Annotated in this window: 15 protein-coding genes; 7 read left to right on the top strand and 8 right to left on the bottom strand. The window is 65.7% G+C overall.

The window, feature by feature from the left end; all coding sequences use genetic code 11:
* Positions 1–17 precede the first annotated feature (17 nt).
* From adk to AKI39_RS15650, 6 genes are all read right to left on the bottom strand, one after another.
* Positions 18–671 carry an adenylate kinase gene (gene adk, locus AKI39_RS15675; RefSeq protein ID WP_066637891.1) on the bottom strand — a complete coding sequence of 218 codons (654 nt, stop codon included), beginning with the start codon at positions 669–671 and terminating at the stop codon, positions 18–20.
* Between the two features lie 93 nt (positions 672–764).
* Positions 765–1529 (bottom strand): 3-deoxy-manno-octulosonate cytidylyltransferase, encoded by a 765-nt coding sequence (gene kdsB / locus AKI39_RS15670; RefSeq protein WP_066637889.1) that lies wholly within the window; start codon positions 1527–1529, stop codon positions 765–767.
* Between the two features lie 8 nt (positions 1530–1537).
* A complete protein-coding gene (locus tag AKI39_RS15665; RefSeq protein WP_066637887.1) occupies positions 1538–1726 on the bottom strand; it encodes a Trm112 family protein in 189 nt (62 codons plus the stop codon).
* 9 nt (positions 1727–1735) lie between these two features.
* Positions 1736–2785 carry a tetraacyldisaccharide 4'-kinase gene (gene lpxK / locus AKI39_RS15660; RefSeq protein ID WP_066637884.1) on the bottom strand — a complete coding sequence of 350 codons (1050 nt, stop codon included), beginning with the start codon at positions 2783–2785 and terminating at the stop codon, positions 1736–1738.
* Positions 2782–3192, bottom strand: a complete 411-nt coding sequence (locus AKI39_RS15655) for an ExbD/TolR family protein (protein WP_066637882.1) — start codon at positions 3190–3192, stop codon at positions 2782–2784. The genes lpxK and AKI39_RS15655 overlap by 4 nt, the downstream gene beginning before the upstream one ends.
* Positions 3189–3860, bottom strand: coding sequence for a MotA/TolQ/ExbB proton channel family protein (locus AKI39_RS15650; protein ID WP_066637879.1), 672 nt, complete (start codon positions 3858–3860; stop codon positions 3189–3191). The genes AKI39_RS15655 and AKI39_RS15650 overlap by 4 nt, the downstream gene beginning before the upstream one ends.
* A 345-nt stretch (positions 3861–4205) precedes the next feature.
* Here AKI39_RS15650 and xseA point away from each other — a divergent pair, with 345 nt between their 5' ends.
* The 4 genes from xseA to pcaF all read left to right on the top strand — a co-directional run bounded on the left by xseA (position 4206) and on the right by pcaF (position 9125).
* Complete coding sequence (gene xseA / locus AKI39_RS15645) at positions 4206–5567, top strand: exodeoxyribonuclease VII large subunit (protein WP_066637876.1); 1362 nt, start codon at positions 4206–4208, stop codon at positions 5565–5567.
* A gap of 125 nt (positions 5568–5692) precedes the next feature.
* On the top strand, positions 5693–6271 hold the full coding sequence (gene sodB, locus AKI39_RS15640; protein ID WP_066637873.1) for a superoxide dismutase [Fe]: 579 nt from the start codon (positions 5693–5695) through the stop codon (positions 6269–6271).
* A 153-nt stretch (positions 6272–6424) separates the two neighbouring features.
* Complete coding sequence (locus tag AKI39_RS15635; RefSeq protein ID WP_066637870.1) at positions 6425–7825, top strand: chloride channel protein; 1401 nt, start codon at positions 6425–6427, stop codon at positions 7823–7825.
* Between the two features lie 94 nt (positions 7826–7919).
* Positions 7920–9125, top strand: coding sequence for a 3-oxoadipyl-CoA thiolase (pcaF, locus tag AKI39_RS15630; RefSeq protein ID WP_066637867.1), 1206 nt, complete (start codon positions 7920–7922; stop codon positions 9123–9125).
* A 137-nt stretch (positions 9126–9262) separates the two neighbouring features.
* Here pcaF and AKI39_RS15625 read toward each other — a convergent pair whose 3' ends face one another.
* The gene (locus AKI39_RS15625) at positions 9263–9748 is read right to left on the bottom strand and encodes a DUF192 domain-containing protein (RefSeq protein ID WP_443103637.1); all 486 of its coding nucleotides are present in this window, start codon (positions 9746–9748) and stop codon (positions 9263–9265) included.
* 116 nt (positions 9749–9864) lie between these two features.
* Positions 9865–10110, bottom strand: a complete 246-nt coding sequence (locus AKI39_RS15620) for a cold-shock protein (protein WP_006220277.1) — start codon at positions 10108–10110, stop codon at positions 9865–9867.
* Positions 10111–10330: 220 nt separating this feature from the next.
* Here AKI39_RS15620 and clpS point away from each other — a divergent pair, with 220 nt between their 5' ends.
* From clpS to pbpC, 3 genes are all read left to right on the top strand, one after another.
* Positions 10331–10645, top strand: a complete 315-nt coding sequence (gene clpS / locus AKI39_RS15615; protein ID WP_066637864.1) for an ATP-dependent Clp protease adapter ClpS — start codon at positions 10331–10333, stop codon at positions 10643–10645.
* Between the two features lie 125 nt (positions 10646–10770).
* Entirely contained in the window at positions 10771–15945 is a 5175-nt protein-coding gene (locus AKI39_RS15610) for an alpha-2-macroglobulin family protein (RefSeq protein WP_443103635.1), read from the top strand.
* The gene (gene pbpC / locus AKI39_RS15605) at positions 15945–18203 is read left to right on the top strand and encodes a penicillin-binding protein 1C (protein WP_083228878.1); all 2259 of its coding nucleotides are present in this window, start codon (positions 15945–15947) and stop codon (positions 18201–18203) included. Before AKI39_RS15610 ends, pbpC begins: the two co-directional genes overlap by 1 nt.
* Positions 18204–18250 lie beyond the last annotated feature (47 nt).

Here is an 18250-nt window from a genome sequence, read left to right as displayed (position 1 = left end):
GGTGCGACCTTGGGCGTTCAGCTTTGAAGGGCGGCGATCAGTCGCGCGCGGATTTCGTCGACGGCGCCGACACCCGAGATCTTGCGATAGCGGGGCGCTTGCGCGTCGGCCTTGGCCCAGCTGGCGTAGTAGTCCACCAGCGGCCGGGTCTGCTCGCGATAGACCGCCAGGCGGCGGCGCACCGTTTCCTCGCGGTCGTCGTCGCGCTGAACCAGCGGCTCGCCGGTCACGTCGTCCTTGCCTTCGGTCTTGGGCGGATTGAACCGCACGTGATAGCTGCGCCCGCTGGCCGGGTGCACGCGGCGGCCGCTCATCCGATCGATGATGTCTTCTTCGGGCACCTCGATCTCGACCACGTAGTCCAGCTTGACGTCTGCATCCTTGAGCGCGTCAGCCTGGGGGATGGTGCGTGGAAACCCATCGAACAGATACCCCTGAGCGCAATCCGGCTGCGTCAGGCGGTCGCGCACGAGCCCGATGATGATTTCATCGGAAACCAGACCGCCCGTGTCCATGATCTTTTTCGCCTCCAGTCCCAGCGGCGTGCCGGCCTTGACGGCGGCTCGGAGCATGTCGCCCGTAGAGATCTGCGGAATGCCGAACTGCTGGGTGATGAAGCCCGCTTGGGTACCTTTACCGGCGCCGGGAGGGCCGAGCAGGATGAGACGCATAAAAGCTCCTGAGGGAATGTAATTCTTTGCCGGGCCCGATTATGCCGCATCGACCGCGGGGCATGCCCGCGGGAGCGGCAAGAGGTCGATCCCTTATAACCGATTTGCGTATATCGCACGCACGCGATCCAGATCGGCCGGCGTATCGACGCCGCCCGCGGGCGCCCGCGGCACCTGGTGGATCAGGATGGTATAGCCATGCTCCAGCGCGCGCAGTTGTTCCAGCGACTCGTAGCGTTCCAGGAGGCCTTGCGGCAGGAGTGGAAAGCGGCGAAGGAATTCGGCCCGATACGCATAGAGGCCCACATGGTGCCATGCCGGCAATCCCTCCGCCATCCGTCGTTCGCCGTCGGCAAGGGCATCGCGCGCCCAGGGTATGGGCGCGCGCGAAAAGTAGAGCGCGCGACCGTCCGCCGCGCAGACGGCCTTGACGACGGTGGGATTGAACAGCGCTTCGGCGTCGGCCACGGGCGATGCACAGGTGGCGATCGCCGCATCGGGACGCTGCGCGAGCAGGCGCGCAACCGCATCGATCAGCTCGGGCTCGATGAGCGGTTCGTCGCCCTGCACGTTCACGACGATGGCGTCGTCCGGCAAGGCCAGAAGATCCACGGCTTCCGCCAGGCGATCGGTGCCGGTGGCATGGTCGCTGCGGGTGATCAGGGCCTCGTGTCCGTGCTGCCGCACGGCCTGGGCGACGCGTTCGTCGTCGGTGGCCACCAGCACACGGCTGGCGCCGGACAGCGCAGCGCGTTCAGCGGTGCGCACCACCATGGGTTTGCCGGCGATATCCGCCAGGGGCTTGTCGGGCAGCCGCGTGGAGGCCGCGCGCGCGGGGATGAGAGCGATGAATTCCACGGCGGCTGCTACAGTGCATCCGGGGCGCGCTCGGCATCAAGCGATCGCGCTTCGCTTTCCAGCATGACAGGGATGCCGTCGCGTACCGGATACGCCAAGCGGTCGGCCGAGCAGACCAGCTCCGCGTTCTGGCGGTCGTACCGGAGGGGGCCCTTGCAGATCGGGCAGACGAGAATATCGAGCAGGCGGGATTCCATGGGCAGATTTTAGTGGAGTTTTCGCCCCGGGGCCGGCAGGCGGGCGGCCACGCGGTCGAAGAACGCGGGGTCTGAGAAATGCGGCGTGACCGGCACGGCCCACAGGCGCGCGTCCCCGAGTCCGCTGCATTTGACGGCATCCTTGGCGGTGACCAGGATCAGTCCGGTCTTGATCGACGCGAACGGCGATTTCACGTAGCTGTAGTGGTCCGGCAGGGGAATGGTCGCGTTCAGTGTCAAGCCGGCGGAGCGCAGCGTGGCGAAGAACCGCTCAGGATTGCCGATGCCCGCAGCCGCCGCGATGCCGCTGGTCCGATACGCCGCCTGCAGTTCCCATAGCGTCCGCAAGGTCCCGTCGCGCAGGTTCCACGCTGCGCCGGGTTCCATCCACATGCTGACGCGATAGGGTTCGCCGGACGACGCCGCCGCGACGGGCTCGGGTCCGTCGACATTGGTGATGACCGCGTGTACTTCGCGCAGCCGCGTGGCGGGCTCGCGCAGCGGGCCTGCCGGCAGCAGCAGCCCGTTGCCGATGCCCCGTCCGTCCTGGACCACGATCTCGATGTCCCTGGCCAGGGCCAGATGTTGCAGCCCGTCATCGGACACGATGACGTCGACATGCGGAAAGGCGCTCAACAAGGTGCGGACCGCGCGTGGCCGGTCGGGATGGATGCTGACCGGGGCGTTTGTCGTGTGGGCGATCAGGGCCGGTTCATCGCCGAAGCGCTCCGCGGCGAGGTCGCCTTGTCCGGTGCGCGGATGCTTGCCGATTTTCACCCCGTACCCGCGGCTGACCACGCCGGGGTTCCAGCCGCGCTCGCGCAGGGCCTGGACCATCGCGATAACGACTGGGGTCTTCCCTGTGCCTCCGACATAGATGTTGCCGACCACGATGACCGGCACGGGCGGCCGGTAGCACTGCAGCCAGCCTCGCCGGTAAAAGGCGCGCTTGGCGCTGACGGCCAACAGGGTCACGGCGGACAGGGGACTGAGCAGGGCGGACAGCCAGCCGCCGTGCCGCCATTGCTTCTGGATCAGGGCGCGCACCACGCGGCTCACCGGGCAATTTGCGTGGCGAAATTCACCCTGGCAATGCCGGCCAGGCGCGCCGCTTCCATGACGTTCACCACGGTCTGGTGGGTCGCGAGGGCGTCGGCATTGATGACCAGAACGGGATCGGCCTTGCCCGCCGCGGCGCGGCGCAGCGCGTCCGCGATATCGTCCGTGGTCGTGGCTTGCAGCAGCGTGCCGTCCAGGGCGTAATGGCCGTCCTGGCTGATGGCGACCTCGATGGGCGCGGCCGCCCGCTGTTCCGCGGCGGCCTGGGGTAGGGTGACCTTCAACTGGCTGAAACGCGCGAACGAGGTGGTGGCGGCCAGGAAGATCAGGATGACCAGCAGCACGTCGATCAACGGGATAAGGTTGATCTCCAGCTCGTCCTGCCTGCGGTGATTGCCGAAGTTCATGCCAGGGGGTCCTGCAGCGCCGCGGCGCGCGTGCCGAACAGCGGTTCCTCTTCTTCGCCGCGCCGGCGCCCGGGTGCCGTCAGGATGCGGGCGGTACGCGAGGCGGCGTTTTCCAGCTGGTGCATGTATTCGTCCACGCGGCCGCGCAGGTAGCGGTGGAAAATCATGGCGGGAATGGCGATCAGTATGCCGAAACCCGTGTTGTACAGCGCCACGGAAATGCCATGCGCCAACTGCGCCGGATCGCCTCCAGTGGGGGAATAGGAACCGAAAATGTCTATCATCCCCACCACCGTGCCGAACAGCCCGAGCAAGGGGGCGACGACCGCGATGGTGCCGATGGCACCGATGTATCGGTTCAGCTCGTGGGCCACGGCACGCCCGGTGTCTTCCACGGCGCCGCGCATTTCGTCGCGCGGCAGATGCCGCTGGCGCAGAACTTCTGCCAGCACGCGTCCCAGCGGTGAATTGCGCTCCAGCCGGGCAATGGCTTCCGGCGAGTCCTGTCGGTTGCGCACCATGTCGAGGACCTGCGTGGTGAGCCCAGCGGGCGCCACCTGGCTGCGGCGTAGCGAGAACAGCCGTTCGATGATCAGCGCCAGGCAGAGGACGGAGGTGGCAAGCAGGGGCCAGATAGGCCAGCCCGCATCACGAAGGACGGACAGCAAGAAGGAACTCCAGAGCGCGCCGGGACATAGCGGGCGGTAGGGGGCGGAATCAGCGCACTGTAACGGGCCGGGGGCTGCCCTGGCAATAGCCCGGGGCGGCGCAAACTATCCACAATTTTTGTGGATAATTCTGTGTAAAACCCCTGTGGATGGCCCATTCCTGCGGGCCCCGCGTCGGGATGCCGTCTCGCGGGCAAATGCGTGTCCAAGTCGCTTTTCTTTTGTTTTCAATGGCTTGCGCCGTTGTTTTAAAGCGGAAACCGACGCAACGTAAAAAAACACCCCCGTAGGGGGCTCTCCCACGTATTTTCGCGGCCTGTGGACAGGTTTCGCCCGGAAACCCTTATGACAGTTGAATTTCAAGTTAAAGAAGCCGTATTTGTGGGCGACATCGTCACGGTGGGACAGCTCAATCAGGCGGTCGGACAGGTCCTGGAGCGCAGCATCCCGATGCTCTGGGTCCGCGGCGAAATTTCGAATTTCACCCAGGCCGCGTCCGGTCACTGGTACTTCACGCTCAAGGACAGCAGGGCGGCCGTGCGCGCCGTCATGTTCCGCGGGCGTGCCATGGCGGTCGGCTTCGTCCCCAGGGCGGGTGACAAGGTGGAGGTGCGGGCGCGGGTCAGCCTGTACGAACCTCGCGGCGATTACCAGTTGCAGGTGGAGGCGATGCGGCGCGCCGGCCTGGGCGATCTGTTCGAGGCATTTCTTCGCCTGAAACAGAAGCTGGAATCCGAAGGCCTCTTTTTGCCGGAACGGAAACGGGCGCCCGTGGCGCAGCCGCGCGCCATCGGCGTCGTCACGTCCCTGCGCGCGGCTGCACTGCGCGACGTGTTGTCGGCCCTGGCGCGGCGCGCGCCCCACGTCCCGGTCATTCTCTATCCGGCGCCGGTGCAGGGGGCGGACGCGGCGCCGCGCCTGATCGCCGCCATCGCCGCGGCGAACCGGCGGGCCGAGGTCGATACGCTGCTGCTGGTCCGGGGCGGCGGCAGCATCGAGGATCTGTGGAGCTTCAACGATGAAGGCCTGGCGCGCACCGTGGCCGCGAGCGCGATTCCGGTGATCAGCGGCGTCGGGCACGAAACGGACTTCACCATCGTCGATTTCGTATCCGACTTGCGCGCGCCCACACCGACGGCGGCGGCCGAACTGGCCTGCGTGCCGCGCCTGGAGCTTTACAACCGGGTGATGCAATTGGCCGGCTCCCTGGTGCGGGCCCAGGAGCGACGTCTGGAGCGGCTGGCGCAGCGCCTGGACCGGGCGGCCGGCCAGTTGACGTCGCCCGGGCAGCGCCTGGCGCACCAGCGGGAACGTCTGGCGACATTGCGGCATCGGCTGGCCAACGCCTGGGCTACCCCGCACGCGCGCCGGCACGCCCGCATCGACCTGCTGGTGGCCAAGGTGCTCCATCGTGGGCCCGACCTGGATCGCGCCGCGGACCGGCTGCAGGATCGCCTGCGTCGATTGCAGCGCGCCAAGGTACGCTTGCTGGAACACCGCCGTGCGCGGCTGGACTCGCTATCCACGCAACTGCGCGCTTTCGATCCGCAGCACGTGCTGGCGCGCGGTTATGCACTGGTCCGCGACGATCGTGGCCACGTCGTGCGGGATGCAGGGCAGTTGGCGGCCGGCCAGGTGCTGGACGTGCTGTTCAGCCAGGGCGGCGCGGACGTCACCGTCCTGGCAACGCATCCGCCCCATGCATGACACCTCGCGCACTTTCGCGCCTGGCGCCCTTAACCCCGTACCGCCGCAGGGGTTAATGCACCGGCGCGGAAAGTGCCGATACAATGATTGGCTCGATAGTGCTCTCAACCAAGAAGGAACCGGATATGCCGCACACGCTTCCCCCCCTGCCTTACGCGATGGATGCCCTGCAACCGCACATCTCCAAGGAGACGCTGGAGTTCCACTATGGCAAGCACCATCAGACCTACGTTACCAACCTGAACAACCTCATCAAAGACACGGAATTCGAAAACGCTTCCCTCGAAGACATCGTCAAGAAGTCCTCGGGCGGCATTTTCAACAACGCCGCCCAGGTGTGGAACCACACCTTCTACTGGAACAGCCTCAAGCCACAGGGCGGCGGCGCGCCCAGCGGCAAGCTGGCTGACGCCATCAACGCCAAGTGGGGCAGCCTCGACGCTTTCAAGGAAGCGTTCAACAAGTCGGCCGCCGGCAACTTCGGCTCGGGCTGGACCTGGCTGGTGAAGAAGGGCGATGGTTCGGTCGACATCGTCAACACGAGCAATGCCGCCACGCCGCTGACCACGGGCGACAAGGCGCTGCTGACCTGTGACGTGTGGGAACACGCTTATTACATCGACTATCGCAATGCCCGTCCCAAGTACCTGGAAAATTTCTGGAACCTGGTGAACTGGGACTTCGCGGCCAAGAATTTCGGCTGATCCTGCACCAGCCCGCAAGGGCCGCCGCCTCAGGGTGGCGGCCCTTTTGTTTTTTTGATTCAACCCCTGTAGGAAACGGCGCCGCGGCGCGTCGGATGGGCGGCGTGGATGATGGTATGGTTACGGCCTTGCCCGCCCCGTCGTCATTCACCGATGTCCGAATCTTCGCCTTCGTCCTTGCGAGGCTCATCCGCGCGTCTTCGTCGCGTCCTGCGCCGCAAGGTGCACCAGACGTCCCGGCTTTCCCGGAAATCCGTGGAATTGGCGCTGCTCCTCAGCGGCGCCGCGCTGGTTGCCCTGGTCTCGCTGGGCTTTGCGCAGTTAGCTGATCTGGCGCTGAAATGGAATGCGAGCTGGATCGCCCGCTCGAGCTGGTTGGCCTTCATTCTGCTGCCCTTCGGGCTGGCGGCGGCGCGGTGGCTGACCTTGCGTCTTGCACCGAATGCGTCGGGTAGCGGGATTCCCCAGGTGATCGGTGCCTTGTCCCTGCCGCCCGGTCCCAGTCAGTACAGCCTGGTGTCGCTGCGGCAGACGGTCTGGAAGATTCCGCTGACCTTCATCGGACTGCTGGCGGGCGCCTCCATCGGGCGGGAAGGGCCATCGGTCCAGGTCGGCGCGGCCTTCATGCTGGCGTGGGGCCGTTTCTGGAAAAACCGCCGTCTACCCCTGCGGTCCTTCCACAATAATGAGCTGATCGCGGCCGGCGCCGCGGGCGGGCTTGCGGCCGCTTTCAACGCTCCACTGGCCGGTGTGATCTTCGCCATCGAGGAATTGGGCCGCAGCACCGTGCTGCGCTGGGAACGCCTGGTCCTCATCGGCGTCCTGGCGTCCGGCTTCATGGTTGTGGCGGTGGTCGGCAACAATCCCTATTTCGGTGTTTTCGGCGGCGGCACGGTCAGCCATATGGTCGGTTGGGTGCTGCTTTGCGGTGTGGTCAACGGCGTGGTCGGCGGCATCTTCGGACGCCTGTTGGGCAAAGGTCCGGCCGTGCTGCTTCCCGCGCGATGGCGCTCCGCCGTCCGGACGCATCCCATCGTGACGGCCTTTGTCCTGGGACTCGCGCTGGCCGCGCTGGGCTGGGTCATGGGCGGGACGACCTACGGTACCGGCTATGACGCCGCCGCCCAGCTGTTGGCCGGACACCCCACTGAGCAGCAGGGCTTCGGGCTGGCCAAGGTGGCGGCCACGCTGGCATCGTACTGGGCCGGCATTCCCGGTGGTATTTTCACCCCGGCACTCACCGCTGGCGCCGGGATAGGAGAATCGGTCTGGCGATTGACACAAGGCGTGGTGGATCAGCGCGTGCTGGTGCTCATCTCCATGGCGGCCTTTCTTGCCGCGGCCACGCAGGCGCCTTTGACGGCCAGCGTGGTGGTCATGGAAATGACCGGGAGCCAGCCCATGCTTTTCTGGCTCCTGCTGGGAGCGCTTACGGCATCGCTGGTGTCGCGCCAATTCTGCCCCCAGGCGTTTTACCATCTGGCTGGAGGCCGATTCCGCCGGCAGGCTATCGTAGAGGCCGGTCGGGCCGCCAAGGCGGCGTCCGCGCCTTAGACGCCGTCCATGGCATGGACGGCCGGCCGCGGCGGTGCAGGGGGGAAAATCCCCCTGCGATACCATTCCGCTTCGCAACTTTTGAGAGCCAGCCATGACCGAGCACGCCTACATTTGTGACGCCATCCGTACCCCTTTCGGCCGCTATGGCGGCGCTTTGTCGTCCGTGCGGGCGGACGATCTGGCGGCCGTCCCGATCAAGGCCTTGATGGCACGCAATGCGGGCGTGCAATGGCAGGAACTGGACGATGTGATTTTCGGCTGCGCGAACCAGGCGGGCGAGGACAATCGCAACGTGGCGCGCATGGCGCTGCTGCTGGCAGGGCTGCCCGTCGAGGTCCCCGGCTCCACGGTGAACCGCCTGTGCGGCTCGGGCCTGGATGCGCTGGGTAGCGCTGCGCGTGCGATACGCGCCGGCGAAGCCCGCCTGATGCTGGCGGGGGGCGTCGAAAGCATGAGCCGGGCGCCTTTCGTCATGGGCAAGGCCGAAACGGCCTTTTCGCGCAATGCCGCCATCTACGACACCACGATCGGCTGGCGCTTCGTCAACAAGCTGATGAAGGCCCAGTACGGCGTGGACTCCATGCCGGAAACCGCCGAAAACGTGGCGACCGACTTCAAGGTGGGGCGAGAGGACCAGGACCGTTTTGCCTTGGCCAGCCAGGAAAGGGCCATCAGGGCGCAACAGACCGGCTACTTCGACAGCGAACTGACCCCGGTATCCGTACCGCAGAAGAAGGGCGACCCCGTGCTGGTCGCCAAGGATGAACATCCCCGCGAAACCAGCCTGGAAGTGCTCGGCCGCCTGAAGGGCGTGGTCCGGGACGGCGGGACGGTCACCGCGGGCAACGCCTCGGGTGTCAACGACGGCGCCGCGGCCCTGTTGTTGGCCGGCGAAAGCGCCCTGAAGCGCCATGGCCTGACCCCGCGCGCGCGCGTGGTGGGCATGGCCACCGCCGGGGTCCCGCCGCGCATCATGGGGATCGGCCCGGTGCCCGCCACGCGCAAGGTCCTGGCCCTGACGGGTCTGAAGCTGGACCAGATCGACGTGATCGAGCTGAACGAAGCTTTCGCGGCGCAGGGCATCGCCGTACTGCGCGAATTGGGCATCAGCGAGACGGACCCGCGCGTCAATCCCAACGGCGGCGCAATTGCGCTGGGCCATCCGCTGGGCGCGAGCGGTGCCCGTCTGGCGACCACGGCGGTCAACCAACTGGAGCGGACCGGCGGCCGTTACGCCTTGTGCACCATGTGCATCGGTGTAGGCCAGGGCATCGCGGTCATCCTGGAACGGGTCTGATCGGCGAGGGGCGGCTTATGTCCGCCCCCCTTCCGGTTTACCATCCGGCATTATCAGCCGTATTAACCGTGATTATCGTTATCAATAAAAGCGAGCATGGCGGCTCGCTTTTTTATTATGTATTCTTCTCAATACATTTAAGGCAGTCCGTCGATTTTCTTGCCCGCGCTGATTCCATGGTCTGCAAACCAGCCTTGCGCCATTTCCAGAGCATAGCGGACGGGTTTGCGGGAACAGTGGGTATCGTCCGTTTCGGGCGCCATGTCGTCGATATTGACAATGGTGCCGTCGTCGGCGATGAAGGCGATCGACAGCGGAAGGGGGGTGTTATGCATCCAGAAACACTGTTTGTCCGGCCGTTCGAAGACGAACAGCATGCCGTCGTTGCCGTCCAGCCGTTTGCGAAACATCAGGCCGCGTTGCCGGGTTTCGTCGGAGTTCGCGACTTCGGCCTGGATGATATGGATCCCCGCCGACAGCTGGGTCTTGGGGAGGACGGCTTGCGGTTCGGTGATCCCCTGGGCGTGGGTGGGGCCAGCCAGGGTCGCCGCGGCCAGCGCTGCGGCGACGAGGACGGACGCCAGGGCCGCCCGGCCCCGTTTGGACTGAATTTGAGCTTGCAGCAAGACAGCACCGTTATGCATGATGGCTACGAAAGTAGTACGCAAAAAAGGCGGGGCGTCAGCCGCCCCGCCTTCGTATGGTACTCGAAGACGCCTATAACGCCACGCCTGATCGCTCAGGCTGCGGTAATGTTCAAAGCCTGTTTGCCCTTGGGTCCTTGGATGATCTCGAATGCCACCTTTTGGCCCTCTTTCAGGGTCTTGAACCCATTCATCTGGATAGACGAGAAGTGCGCGAACAAGTCTTCACCGCCGTCGTCGGGAGTGATGAAACCGAATCCCTTGGCGTCGTTGAACCACTTCACGGTACCCGTGGATTTTGGGTTGTCCCCTTGGACAGCGGTTGCGGTCGTATCAGACATGCGGACTGCCTCTTGAATCATATGTTGACAGAAGGGCTCCCCGGCCGGGCCGTCTCCCCCCCTTTTCCAAGCCTAACAAACAGTTGAAAGCGCTTAGAATCCCTCGATAATGCGCCGTTTTTCTTTGTCGCGTCAAGTATGGAAACTACGCATTTCGACATGTAAAAATAGGCCGAATTCGATACCCGCTTTTCTACCGTTAAATAAAATAGCCGCCGCTATGAGCACAAGTACGGATACTCAGCATGATCTGGTCGTGGAGAAGGAGGCCGCGCGAACCGCGCCGCCCCCCATGTACCAGGTCGTACTACTAAATGACGATTACACGCCGATGGAATTTGTCGTCGGCGTGCTGCAGAAATTTTTTGGCAAAAGCGAGGAAGAAGCTACCCGGATCATGCTGCAAGTGCATCATGAGGGCCGCGGCGTATGCGGCGTGTACCCGCGCGATATCGCATCCACCCGCGTCGCCCAGGTCGCGCAGTACGCGCGTGCCAAGCAGCACCCCTTGCAGTGCGTAATGGAACCTCTTTGACAATGTGCCTGGCGGGTCCAGGCTCACGGCGCAATAAGCAATAAGCAATAAGCAAGAGCGAGCCCGCTGGCGGCCCGGCCAAGCCCGGGCCTGGGGACCTTGTAGTCGACACATGGGAGAGGGGTATCGTGCAGCAGCGCAAGCGCGCCGGCCGGGTGGCGGGCGTGGCCATCTTGGCCGTCCTGGTTATTCTGGCCGCCGTATGGCTGGCACATGGTTATGCCTTCCCCCCGGCGGCTGCCCCCGATTCCGCCGCCGCCACTTCGCCCGGGGCGGGGCCCGCGCCGGCCAGCACGGCGGTGGTCCGTTCAGACCCATTCGCGGGCTTGAATTGCAGCACACGGCAGTATCAAGGCAGCCTTGCGCTGGCCGTGACGCTTGCCCAGCCGGTCGAGCGCAAAGGCGACCTGGGACGATATCTGCAGGTGATCGATGGCGGTGCGGCAAAGCCGGCCGACGCTCCGGACGATGAAACCAGCGCGCGGCGCACCACCGCGCCCGCAAGCGCCATCGAAACGGGCGATGTCACGGCTTCCGGCAAGCCGGTGCAGGGCAACTGGGTGGTCGGCGACAACCCGCGTGTTATCTATTTCCCCTACATCCTGCCGCAGCGGCGTTATACCGTCAGGCTGGCCGCGGGGCTTCCCGCCGGCGATGGCTCCGCGCTGCGCGAAAGCGCCCACTGCCAGGTCGACACCGACGCAATGCCGCCGGCCTTCTATTTCGCCAGCCGTGGTGTCGTGTTGCCGGCCGGCCAGAACGGCGGCCTACCCGTTGCGACGGTCAATATGCCGGAAGTCGACGTGCAGTTCCTGCGCATTGCGCCGGAACACGTGCCCGCCTTTTTCGATTTGCTGATGGGCAATCGAGGCCGTTCCAGGGGCGACTCGTACGACGACGAAGGCGGCGGCTACGACAGTTCGGTGTCGATGAAGGGCGCCGTCAGTGCCTGGGACCTTGATCGCCTGAAGACGATCGCGTCCAGCGTGTACCAGGGCCGCTTCCTGACAGACGACAAGCCCAATCGGCGCCATGTCACTTTCCTGCCGGTGGAGAACATCAAGGAATTGCAGGACGCCGGCATTTACGTCGCCGTGATGAGCGAGCCAGGCCGGTTTCGCAGCGAATACCAGACCACCTACTTCTACGTCAGCGATATCGGCTTGCACGCCAGGCGCTACGACAGCCGCATCGAAGCCTTTTCCGTGTCCTTGCGTTCGGGCGAACCTATCGCCGGCGATGCCGTGGAATTGCTGGACGGCGCCGGCAAGGTGCTGGCCAGGGCCACAGCGGATGCACAGGGCCACGTGCGTTTCGACGGGGACTACCAACGCGCTAGCGTGCTGCGCGCCACGCGGGGCAAAGAGATGACGGTCTTGTCGCTGGCCGAGCCGGCGCTTGATCTGTCGGAGTTCGACGTCGGCGGCCTGCCCACGGCGGACAATAACCTGTTCGTGTACGCTGGCCGCGACCTGTACCGTCCCGGGGAAACGCTGCAGGTGTCGGTCCTGCCGCGCGATGCCGACGGCCGTTCGCTGGCCTCGTCGCCCTTGACCGCCACATTGAAGCGGCCGGATGGGCGCGTCGTGCAGGCCGCGCTGTGGCGACCGCAGCCTGCGATACAGGGCTACGTCCAGCATGCCATCGAGCTGCCCCCCGATGCCCAGACCGGCACGTGGCTGCTCGAAGTACGGGTCGATCCGGCGGCGCGCAACGCGGATGCGACGTGGCCGTTCCATGTCGAGGAATTCCTGCCGGAGCGGATGAAGCTGATGCTCACCGCACCGGAGGGCGTACTCTCGGCCGGCGAGTCGCTGCGCGTCAACGTGCAGGGAGATTACCTGTACGGCGCGCCGGCCGCGGGCAATCGCCTGCTCTCCAGCTTTACGGTCCGTCGCGACCGCTATGCCTTGCCGGCGCAATGGCCGGGATTCATTTTCGGCGACGTCGCGGACGATACCTTGCGCCATTACGAAGAACTGCCTGAGTCGCAGCTGGATGACGAGGGCAAGGGGGCGATCGATATCGATCTATCCGGCCAGAAAGTCGCGTCGCCCCTGCAGGTCCGGGTGTCGGCCAGCCTGCTGGAATCGGGCGGCCGGCCCGTCGTGCGCTCCTTGACGCGGTCGGTCTGGCCCGCGCCGGCGCTGATTGCGGTGCGTCCGCTTTTCGATGGCGATGTGGCGCAGGAAAACACCCCCGCGGCATTCGAGGCGGTGCGGGTGGATGCCGACGGCGGCATCAAGCCCCTGGCGCAGGCGCAGATGCGGCTGTATCGGGAAGAGCGCCAGTACTACTGGCGTTACGACGAACAGCGCGGCTGGAACAGCGGGTACACCGAAACCGAGGAACTGGCCGATTCACGCGTCTTGCCGCTGACGGGAAGAGAAACCTTCAACGTGCCGGTCACCTACGGCCGCTACCGCCTGGAGATTTCCGATCCGGAAACGGGGCAGACCTTGCGCTACCGGTTCTACGCCGGCTGGGGCGCCCAGGGCGAGGAGGCCGCGGGCAACCGTCCCGACCGTGTCCGCATGAAAGTCGAAGGACTGCCCGCCAGGCCCGGAGATACCGTCAAACTGACCTTGACGCCGCCGCATGATGGCCATGCGCTTGTCACGGTCGAAGGCGACCGCATGCTGTGGTCCAAGTGGGTCGATGCCAAGGCCACCGGTACCGATGTCGATATTCCGGTGGATCCGGCGTGGAAGCGCCACGACCTCTATATCGGGGCGGTGGTTTTTCGTCCCGGCAGCCAGGGCGACCGCGTGACCCCGGCGCGCGCGGTCGGTCTGGCGCCCTTGCCGCTCGATACGTCGGCGCGCAAGCTCGACGTGCATCTGCAGGCGCCGGCAAAGATCCGTCCAGAAACCCGCGCGACCGTGCGGGTGAAGGTCGACGGTGTCGCGAATGCGCAGGCCACCGTCACCTTGTCCGCGGTCGACGTCGGCATCCTGAACATCGACCGCTATGCGACGCCGGATCCTTATGGTTTCTTTTTCGGCAAGCATCGCTACGCGCCCGATCTGCTGGACATGTACGGAAAGCTCATCGAAAAAATGGACGGCACCAAGGGCCGGCTCAAATGGGGCGGCGATGCCGCGATGCGCGGCGACACCCGCACCTTGCCCAAGAAGGTGAAGCTGGTCGATCTGTTCTCCGGTCCCGTGACCCTGGATGCCAAAGGGGAGGCAGACATCCCCTTGGATGTGCCGGATTTCAATGGGACCTTGCGGCTAATGGCGGTGGCCTTCACGGCGGACCGCTATGGCAGCGCGGACGCCGAGATGATCGTCGCCGCGCCGGTGGTGGCCGAACTGAGCACCCCGCGTTTCATTACACCGGGCGACCGCGCGGCCATTGCGCTGGACGTGACCAACCTTACCGGCGCTACCCAGACCTTCGCCGTATCGCTCGAGGCCCGCGATCCGCTGGCGATCGCCGATGGCCAGCCGCGCACCATCACATTGAAGAACCAGCAGCGTACGACCTTGCGCTACACCGCCACGGCAACCGGATCGTATGGCCTGGGCTTGATGCGTTTGTCCGTGTCCAGCCAGGGTAGCGCCGACGCCGTTCATATCGTGCGCGAATCGGTGTTGCAGGTGGAACCCGCGCAGGCGCCGGAAAGCCAGGTGCGCCGGCTGCGCCTGATGCCTGGCGAAAGCGTGCGACCCGATGCGGCGTGGATGGCGGGCTACTACCCCGATTCGGCGACCGTCAGCCTGACCGTGTCCGACCGTCCACCGTTCAACGTCGAACGCATCGTCAAGAACCTGTTGACCTACCCCTATGGATGCACCGAGCAGACCATCAGCGCGGCCTGGCCCTGGCTGCTGATGGACGCCGATACGGCCCGCCTGTATGGCGTGAAGGACTTCTCGGCCACGGCACGCCAGGACAGGGTGGACAGGGCGTTGCAGCGCTTGTCGGGCATGCAAGGCGCGAGCGGCGCCTATGCCCTGTGGGGCGGCCCGGCCGGCAGCCGCGATGTATGGCTGACTGCCTATGCCGTGGGCTTCCTGCAAGACGTGCGCGAGCGCGGCTTCAGCGTGCCGGACGCCACGCTGGACCGCTCCCGCGGCTGGCTGTTGCAGCAGGTCCAGCATGCGCCTTCCGGTTTCGGTACGTGGTCCGCGGTGCTGCGTGCGGCCGTGCAGGCAGGCCGTATTCCCGCCGACGCGCAGAACGTGCTGCGCGAGGATCATCGCCGGTTCGCCGGTCTGGCGGCCGCATCGTTGGTGCTGGCCCGCGACGGCAAGGCGCCGTTGGCCACCGTGCGGCAATTGTTCGACAACTATCAGGAGCGTGCCCGTTCGCCGTTGCCGCTGATTCAGCTTGCCGCCGCCTTCAAGCTGATGGGCGACGCCGACCGTTCGCGCGCGGCGCTGGACGCCGCCATGGCTCGTCCATACGGCTTCGGCACGATGCATGGGGGCGTCGATGAGTGGCTGGGCGATTATGGCAGCGCGGTGCGCGACCTGGCGCTGTCCTACGCACTGATGCGGCAGTACGACATGGCGCATCCCCGCCGCGAGGTCCTGCTCACCGACCTGGCCGCGCGTCTGGCGGGACGGTCGTATTTCTCCACGCAGGAGGAAATGGCCCTGTTGCTGGCCGCGCGCGCGGCAGGCCCTGGCACCGGTGGATCGTGGGAGGTCACGCTGTCCAAGGGTGTCGAGCGTACCGTGCTGCAAGGCGGCGACGATCGCACCGTGCCGCTGGCGGTCAAGGACATCGGCGGCGTGCAGCTGACCAATACGGGCACCCAACCGGTATTCGCGGAATTCGACATCCAGGGCACCGCTGTCCAGGCGCCCGCGCCGCGCGCCGACATCATCCGTTTGCAGCGGCAATGGTATAGGCCCGACGGCACCGCCTGGGACGGCGGGACGCTGCAGACCGGCGATATGCTGGTGGTATGGATACGCGCGGACGCCAGCCAGGCCATTCCCGACGGGCTGATCACCGACCGCGTGCCGGCGGGGCTGGAGGTCGAGAACCTGAACCTGTCGCAGAACCCGGACATGAACGATTGGACCATCGCGCAACACCGCGTGGCCGATGCGCTGGCCGATCCACGGATCAAGCACACCGAGTTTCGCGACGACCGCTATGTCGCGGCGGTCGCGCTGGGACAGGGGCCGGTCGACATCTTCTACCTTCTGCGCGTGGTGACGCCCGGCAGATACGTCGTCCCGTCGACCGTGGCGGAAGATATGTACCGCCCGGAAGTGCGGGGCGTGGGCGCATCGTGGGGCGATATCGAGATCCGCGATCGCGGCACCACGAAGCCGTGATGCGCACGGCCGGCGAGGCTGCCCCGCGCGGCCATCGACGGGCGGCCCGCACCCTGGTGCGCGCCGCCACCGTCGCGGCAGCGCTTACCATCCTCGCGTGCGCCGCCGTGCTGGCATTGGACCGCGCGTATCCCTTGCCGCAGGCTTATGCCGACGGTGCGGTGGTGGTAACCGCGGTGGACGGCACGCCGTTGCGCAACTATCCCAGCCGGGACGGCATTTGGCGCTACCCCGTTCAAGCCAGCGACGTTTCGCCTCTTTATCTGCAAACCTTGCTTGCCTACGAGGATCGCTGGTTTCGCTGGCATCCCGGCATCAATCCCGTCGCGATGGCGCGCGCGGCAGCCCAATGGCTGATGTCCGGCCACATCGTGTCGGGCGGGTCGACGCTGACCATGCAGGTGGCGCGCCTGATCGATCCTGCACTGGCTGGCCGTCCATCCCATAGCGTCGGGGCCAAGATGCGCCAGGTGCTGCGCGCCGTGCAGCTCGAATTGCACTACAGCAAGGACGAGATCCTGGCGATGTATCTGAGCCGGGCCCCGATGGGCGGCATCGTGGAGGGTACCGAGATGGCGGCGCGGCTTTGGCTGGGCAAGTCCGCGCGGGACCTGAGTGCCGGCGAGTCCGCCTTGCTGACCGCCTTGCCGCAGTCGCCGTCGCTATTGCGGCCCGACCGCAATCCGGGGCTGGCGCGCGCCGCGCGTGACAAGGTACTGGACCGCATGGCGGCGCTGGATCGCTGGACGGCCGCCCAGGTCGCGGACGCGAAGATGGAGCCGGTCATGGCTCCGCCCCTGCGTGCGCATTGGCTGGCACCCCTGGCGGCGCAGCGCCTGGTGCGCGAAATGGGCGCGCCGCGCGCGCCAGCGTGCGCGGAATGTACGTTCGCGCCTTCCACGCCTCGCGTGCGGCCCGGGCCACAAGTCATCGCATCCACCATCGATGCCGAGCTGCAGGCCCGCGTGGAACAGATGCTGATTGATCGCGTCGATGTGCTGCCGCCGAAGGTTTCCATGGCCGTACTGGTCATGGATAACGATAGCCTGGCCATTCGGGCCTACGCGGGCTCCGCCGATTACACCGACAATACCCGTTATGCGCACGTGGATATGGTGACAGCCGTCCGATCGCCCGGATCTACCCTGAAACCATTTCTCTATGGCATTGCGCTGGACGATGGGCTGATCCATTCGGAAAGCCTGCTGCTGGATGTTCCGATGTCGTTCAGTGGATATGCCCCCGGCAATTTCCAGGCGGCGTTCTCAGGCCCCGTCAGCGTCGCACAAGCCTTGCAACGCTCGCTCAACGTGCCGGCGGTGGATTTGCTGGACCGTGTCGGACCGGCGCATTTTGCTTCGGTTATGCTTAGTGGCGGAGTCCGTCTGCGCATGCCTGCCGGCGCCGCGCCCAATCTGACCTTGATTTTGGGCGGCGGCGGCACCACCTTGGAAGAACTGGTGGGTGCATACCGTGCCTTGGCGCGCGATGGGCTGGCCGGCCTTCCCCGGCTCGATCCAAGGCAACCATTGCGCGAATCGCGCATGCTCAGCGCCGGCGCGGCCTGGATCGTTCGGGATATCCTCGAGGGCGGGGGGCATCCGGATCGTCCGTTTCACCAGACTGGTGCGCCGGGCAAGGATTTGGCGTGGAAAACCGGCACCAGCTTTGGGTTTCGCGATGCCTGGGCGGTGGGCGTAACGAACAACTGGACGATAGGCGTGTGGGTGGGCCGGCCCGACGGTACGCCCAATCCCGGATTCTTCGGTGCGAATGTCGCTGCGCCGTTGTTGCGGGATGTGGTATCTGCCTTGCCGGATGGGGCGCCGCGTGCGCGTATCCGTCCGGCAAGCGTGCAAGCGGCGGTCATCTGCTGGCCATTGGGCGTGCGCGTGCAAGCCATGGGCGCGAAAATGTGTCCGGAGCAGCGGTTGGCGTGGGCTTTGAACAACACTGTCCCGCCTTCGTTCACGGGGTATGCAGACCCGGGCCGCGCGCCGCTGCGGCTGGCAGGCGTGGCGCAGGGTTCGGTACTGCGTCCGGTTCCGGGACGGCGTCTTATCGCGTTCGATGTGACGGCGACAGGGGCCGAAGGTGAGGTATGGTGGATGCTGGACGGCCGGGTGCTGGGTCAGGCGCGGGCGGATCATCCGTTTACGGTGTCGTTGGGGCGCGACGGTCGGTATACGCTTACGGTAATGGACAGCCGGGGGCGTTACGATCGGATCGAATTTGAAATCGCTGGCGTTACGCCCTGATAGGCATAGAATATGAATTGTGTTTTTGTCCGCTTCGATGCGTTATG

Origin of the sequence: Bordetella sp. H567 (assembly GCF_001704295.1) — a bacterium.
Classification (GTDB): Bacteria; Pseudomonadota; Gammaproteobacteria; order Burkholderiales; family Burkholderiaceae_B; genus Bordetella_C.
The sequence above is the reverse complement of the archived record's forward strand: the minus strand, read 5'-3'. Positions and strand labels throughout refer to the sequence as shown.